Genomic DNA, 5,003 nt, shown 5'->3' with positions numbered 1-5,003 from the left:
GGTGGTGCCGCTGCGCCATCCGGTCGGGCGGCCCGATCTGGCGCAAGTGCCACGGCCGCTGATGTGGCTGGCGGTCTACGGGCTGCTGGTCTTCATGGAAGGCATGCTGCTGGCGAAGACGATGGGGTGGATCGGGGGGTAGCCGCATCGCTCCACTTCCCGTCACCCCGGGCTTGACCCGGGGTCCCGCTTTTGAGCGCGGGCGCGGTGGGTGCCGCAAGAAGCGGGACCCCGGATCAAGTCCGGGGTGACGAGGGTAGAGGCGCTGGGGAGCCGATCCTGTTGGATTTGGCGGCGCGGCAATGCGGCATCCGGGCAAAAGGGAGATCGCGCGGCCGGTGCGGCGCCTGCAAAACCCCTCGGGAGGGGACTGCGGGGCGGCACGCCAAAAGCTGCATCGCTTGCGAATGGCCGGATGGGGCAGGACCTGACCCGGCTCGACCTGATGCCGTCAGTGCCCGGACCCGGGGGCGGCTCGCAGACCAGCCGGGCTCCTGCAGGCGCATGGGCGCCTCTGGGCACTGAACGGGGCGGGCGTGGTGAATGCCTGGCCAAGGTGTTCGGGCACATGTCCCGCCTTGAACCCCGCAGCCCACACCGGCCGCGCTGGCCCTTGGCGTGACGCCTCGGGCCAGAAGAGCGAGGGCGAGGCTGGCCTTGCCGGCTCCCGATCTGGGTGGAGTTTATAACCTATTTGGTTTGTTTTGTCAAGATGGTCAGGCTGCAGCCTTGGCAGGGCGTGTCAAGTCGCCCTTGCCAGCGAGGAGGCCAGCCACCGAGATATCCTCGTCGATCTCGTCCCAGTGGAGGCCGGCGCGGCTCAGCGAAACGGCGGCGCGCTGCTCGGGCGTGGCGTGGAGCAAGCGCGGGAACCATGCGAGCGGAACGCCCAGCGTGCGGCCATCATCAAGATCGACCCAGAACGAATCTGCATCGAACCGGACAGCGAGGGGTTCAGGCGAAAAAGTCATGCCACGCACTTTCGATCTCATCGCGCCGCACTTCTATAACACGGTGAAGTTCGGAAAGCACTCGGGGCGAGAAGCCGCGAGTGTAGGCGAGTGAGACCTCGGGACGGAGCCAGAACTTGGCCGTATCGCGCCCCTTGGTCACGTGAACATGCGGCGCTTCACGCGGATCGCCCTCATTGGCGAAGAAGTGAAACCGGTAGCCATTCCAGGCAAAAACCTTGGGCATGCCGCCAGCTCCCGGGAGCGCGAGGGCGATGGCCCTCGCATTCTCCCTTGTTCCTGCCTACTCCGCCGCGATCCCCGCAGCCTTGAACATGTCCGCTTCGGCTTCCTCAACCAGCTCGTTCGCCGGTTCCGCGGACTTTGCCTTGCGGCGCGAGTCGAAGCTCGACCACACGGTGTTCCAGTCGCCGCGGGTGGCGGCCTTGGAGTATTCGGTGGCGCGGGTCTCGAAGAAGTTGGCGTGTTCGACGCCGTTGAGCAGCGGGGTGAGCCAAGGGAGGGGGTGTTCCTCGATCATGTAGATCGGCTGGAAGCCCAGCTGGCCGAGGCGCCAATCGGCGATGTAGCGGATGTACTTCTTGATTTCCTTGGGGCTCATGCCCGGGACCGGGCCCTGCTCGAAGGCGAGGTCGATGAAGGCGTCCTCGAGGCGGACGGTCTTCTGGCAGCAATCGATGATGTCTTCCTTCACCGCCTTGGTTAGGCAGCCGCGCTCCTGCACGAAGGCGTGGAACAGCTTGGTGATGCCTTCGCAGTGGAGCGATTCGTCGCGCACCGACCACGAGACGATCTGGCCCATGCCCTTCATCTTGTTGAAGCGCGGGAAGTTCATCAGCATGGCGAAGCTGGCGAAGAGCTGGAGGCCTTCGGTGAAGCCGCCGAACATCGCGAGGGTGCGGGCGATGTCTTCATCGGAATCGACGCCGAACTGCTGCAGGTAATCGTGCTTGGCGCGCATTTCCTCGTATTCGAGGAACATCGCGTATTCGCTTTCGGGCATGCCGATGGTGTCGAGCAGGTGCGAATAGGCGGCGATGTGCACCGTCTCCATGTTGGAGAAGGCGGCGAGCATCATCTTGACCTCGGTCGGCTTGAACACGCGGCCGTACTTGTCGTGGTAGCAATCCTGCACCTCGACATCGGCCTGGGTGAAGAAGCGGAAGATCTGGGTGAGCAGGTTGCGCTCGTGGTCCGAGATCTTCTGCGCCCAATCGCGGCAATCTTCGCCCAAGGGCACTTCTTCCGGCATCCAGTGGATCTGCTGCTGGCGCTTCCAGAAGTCGTAGGCCCAGGGATATTCGAAGGGCTTGTAGGAGCTGCGGGCTTCAAGAAGGGACATGGGACGGATCCTGTACGGCAAGAGATTGAAATATGGCGATCATGCGGCTGAACGATAAGCGGTGCGAAAGGGCAAACGCGCGGAAGGCATGCCTTGCCGCGTGGAACGACCGAGGGGGCGGCGCGTTGTGTGTTTGAGGCCGCCAGCCCTTCTGGCTGCGCGACCCGACCTCAACACTGGAGACCAGTCATGACCAATCCCATTGCCGCACAGATCCGCGAACACATGGAAGTCATCGGCGCCGACGGCGTGCATGTCGGCACGGTCGATCATGTCGACGGCGACCGCATCAAGCTGACCAAGAAAGACAGCAGCGCCGGGATCGAAGGGGAGGCCCATCAGGGCCACCACCACTATCTCTCGCTCGGGCTGGTTGCCGAAGTGGAGGGCGACAAGGTGCGCCTCTCCGCCAATGGCGATGTGGCTTACGGGATGGAAGAAGAAGGCTGAGGAAAGCGCGAATCCGGCCGCAATCCCGTTAAAGGTTGCGGCCGGGCGGCGCGCTATTTCCAGAACCAGCGCGGGGCGAGCTTCCGCTCGGCCCGATTGCGCCACATCTGGATGTAGAGCCAAAGGCCTGAGAAGCTGAAGAAGATCATCGCGAAGCCCGAGAGCAGGCTGATCGCCACGCCGACCGGACCGAAGCTTTCGCCCGAATGCAGATGATGCAGCAGGCCGATCACCGCGCGCGGATCGCCCGGCTTGGGTTTGGGCCGGCACAGGTAGTCTGGCGGGCAGGTGAAGGCCGGTTTGGCGCTGGCCTCTGCCTTCGGCTTCTCCCCGCCGGCCATCAAGGGCACGATCTGGCTGAGCGTGCCGGTCACGGCGATCCACAGAAGGAAGACGCCGAAAAACACCGATATCCAGCGGTGAAACTTGCGCATGACAGGGCCCCTTATGCAATTGCGAATTATTCGCAACTGTAGCCTGCCCTTCGCGTGAAGGGCAAGCGGATACCGTGTCGCGAGTTGTCGCAAAATTCTCGCAAAACAACGCGCCGCCAACTGCGGTCGGGCCCCCGACACGAGAACACAAAAGGCGGAGGCCCTTCCACATTTTACGGCACCAGCTGCTGGTTGACTGCCGGACGCAGCGTCGCGCAAAGTTCACGCTCGATCTGATCACGCTGCCACGCCGTGCCGACCTGAGCAACACAGATGTGCGTGGCACCACGTGCCTTGGCAGCTGCAAAAGCATGGTGATGCTTCAAGCCAACTCCAACCCGTTGGTTCAGGTTGGCAGCCTGCCCGAGATACAATGCCTGCCAACCATTGGGCACTTGCCGACACATCACGTAAATACCTGGAACTTCGAGAAAAGGTGTTCCGAGTGGATAGATCTCAGACGCAAACTTCAGCCCGTTTGCACGAGGCCATTCGATACTCACAACCTGCGACATATTTTCAACTCCTGAAATGCCGCAAGACTTGACGCCGAGTATGACCCTGCGCATTGTCAGGGGTGAGAACGCGGCCGTCCCTTGCGGCGGTTTGTTCAGGCCCAGAGAGGTGTTCGAGACCTCTCTGGGCCATTCTTTTGTCAAGCAACCGGATGGTTGATTGACAAAACTCAAGGCCTCACTGGCAGGCGAGGCATTCCTCGTAGTCGGTCGGGCTCGCCAGCTCGATCACCGGGGCGACGGCGGTGTTGTCCGCCTCCACGCCGCCGGCAAAGCCTGCGCGCTGCACCGACTTCGAGCGGAGGTAGTAGAGCGACTTGATGCCCTTCTCCCACGCCTGGAAGTGCAGCATCATGAGGTCCCACTTGTCGACGTCTGCCGGGATGTAGAGGTTCAGCGACTGCGCCTGATCGATATAGGGCGTGCGATCTGCCGCGAATTCGAGCAGCCAGCGCTGGTCGATCTCGAAGCTGGTCTTGTAGACCGCCTTTTCCTCCGGTGAGAGGAAATCGAGGTGCTGGACCGAACCGCCGCGCTCGAGGATCGAGTTCCACACGTTGGTCGAATCCTTCGACTTCGACTGGAGCAGCTTCTCGAGATAGGGGTTCTTGACCACGAAGCTGCCCGAGAGCGTCTTGTGGGTGTAGATGTTCGCCGGAATCGGCTCGATGCAGGCGGAGGTGCCGCCGCAGATGATCGAGATCGACGCGGTGGGGGCAATCGCCATCTTGCACGAGAAGCGCTGCATAACGCCCATGTCCGCCGCATCGGGGCACGCGCCGCGCTCCTGCGCGAGGAGCAGCGATGCCTCATCCGCGCGCGACGCGATGTGCTTGAACATCTTGAGGTTCCACGCCTTGGCCATGGCGCTTTCGAAACCGATGCCCTTGAGCTGCAGGAACGAGTGGAAGCCCATCACGCCCATGCCGACCGAGCGTTCGCGCATCGCCGAATACTTGGCGCGGGCCATCTCGTCCGGCGCGCGGTCGATGTAGTCCTGCAGCACGTTGTCGAGGAAGCGCAGGACGTCCTCGATGAAGCGGTCGTCCTTGTTCCACTCGTCCCAGGTTTCGAGGTTGAGCGAGGAGAGGCAGCAGACGGCGGTGCGATCGTTGCCGAGATGGTCGCGCCCGGTGGGCAGGGTGATTTCCGAGCACAGGTTCGAGGTCGAAACCTTGAGGCCGAGATCGCGGTGATGCTTGGGCATCATGCGGTTCACCGTGTCGTTGAACACGATGTAGGGCTCACCCGTGGCGAGGCGGGTTTCGACGAGCTTCTGGAACAGCGAGCG

Annotated in this window: 7 protein-coding genes; 1 reads left to right on the top strand and 6 read right to left on the bottom strand. The window is 62.7% G+C overall.

Annotation, left to right across the window (positions count from 1 at the left end; translation table 11 throughout):
• Positions 1-716: 716 nt before the first annotated feature.
• The 3 genes from Q0071_RS10180 to Q0071_RS10170 are packed head-to-tail and all read right to left on the bottom strand — an operon-like array spanning position 717 to position 2,313.
• Positions 717-971 carry a DUF2442 domain-containing protein gene (locus tag Q0071_RS10180; protein ID WP_298168381.1) on the bottom strand — a complete coding sequence of 85 codons (255 nt, stop codon included), beginning with the start codon at positions 969-971 and terminating at the stop codon, positions 717-719.
• Entirely contained in the window at positions 955-1,197 is a 243-nt protein-coding gene (locus Q0071_RS10175) for a DUF4160 domain-containing protein (protein ID WP_298168378.1), read from the bottom strand. The genes Q0071_RS10180 and Q0071_RS10175 overlap by 17 nt, the downstream gene beginning before the upstream one ends.
• Before the next feature lie 57 nt (positions 1,198-1,254).
• On the bottom strand, positions 1,255-2,313 hold the full coding sequence (locus Q0071_RS10170; RefSeq protein WP_298168376.1) for a ribonucleotide-diphosphate reductase subunit beta: 1,059 nt from the start codon (positions 2,311-2,313) through the stop codon (positions 1,255-1,257).
• Between the two features lie 189 nt (positions 2,314-2,502).
• On the opposite strand from Q0071_RS10170, the gene Q0071_RS10165 reads away from it, so the two are divergent.
• On the top strand, positions 2,503-2,763 hold the full coding sequence (locus tag Q0071_RS10165; protein WP_298168373.1) for a DUF2171 domain-containing protein: 261 nt from the start codon (positions 2,503-2,505) through the stop codon (positions 2,761-2,763).
• A 53-nt stretch (positions 2,764-2,816) separates the two neighbouring features.
• On the opposite strand, the gene Q0071_RS10160 is transcribed toward Q0071_RS10165, so the two are convergent.
• The 3 genes from Q0071_RS10160 to Q0071_RS10150 all read right to left on the bottom strand — a co-directional run.
• Positions 2,817-3,197, bottom strand: coding sequence for a PepSY domain-containing protein (locus Q0071_RS10160; RefSeq protein ID WP_298168370.1), 381 nt, complete (start codon positions 3,195-3,197; stop codon positions 2,817-2,819).
• A 173-nt stretch (positions 3,198-3,370) separates the two neighbouring features.
• Positions 3,371-3,886 carry a hypothetical protein gene (locus Q0071_RS10155; protein ID WP_298168367.1) on the bottom strand — a complete coding sequence of 172 codons (516 nt, stop codon included), beginning with the start codon at positions 3,884-3,886 and terminating at the stop codon, positions 3,371-3,373.
• A 4-nt stretch (positions 3,887-3,890) separates the two neighbouring features.
• A partial coding sequence (locus Q0071_RS10150) for a ribonucleoside-diphosphate reductase subunit alpha (RefSeq protein ID WP_298168365.1) occupies positions 3,891-5,003 on the bottom strand: 1,113 nt, incomplete at its 5' end.

The sequence above is a fragment of the Novosphingobium sp. genome, from assembly GCF_027486195.1.
GTDB lineage: Bacteria > Pseudomonadota > Alphaproteobacteria > Sphingomonadales > Sphingomonadaceae > Novosphingobium.
This window is presented reverse-complemented; position numbering and strand designations above follow the sequence as displayed.

Coding starts and splice junctions, on each gene's coding strand:
- Q0071_RS10180 (WP_298168381.1), bottom strand. CDS start 971: ATGACTTTTTCGCCTGAACCCCTCGCTGTCCGGTTCGATGCAGATTCG.
- Q0071_RS10175 (WP_298168378.1), bottom strand. CDS start 1,197: ATGCCCAAGGTTTTTGCCTGGAATGGCTACCGGTTTCACTTCTTCGCC.
- Q0071_RS10170 (WP_298168376.1), bottom strand. CDS start 2,313: ATGTCCCTTCTTGAAGCCCGCAGCTCCTACAAGCCCTTCGAATATCCC.
- Q0071_RS10165 (WP_298168373.1), top strand. CDS start 2,503: ATGACCAATCCCATTGCCGCACAGATCCGCGAACACATGGAAGTCATC.
- Q0071_RS10160 (WP_298168370.1), bottom strand. CDS start 3,197: ATGCGCAAGTTTCACCGCTGGATATCGGTGTTTTTCGGCGTCTTCCTT.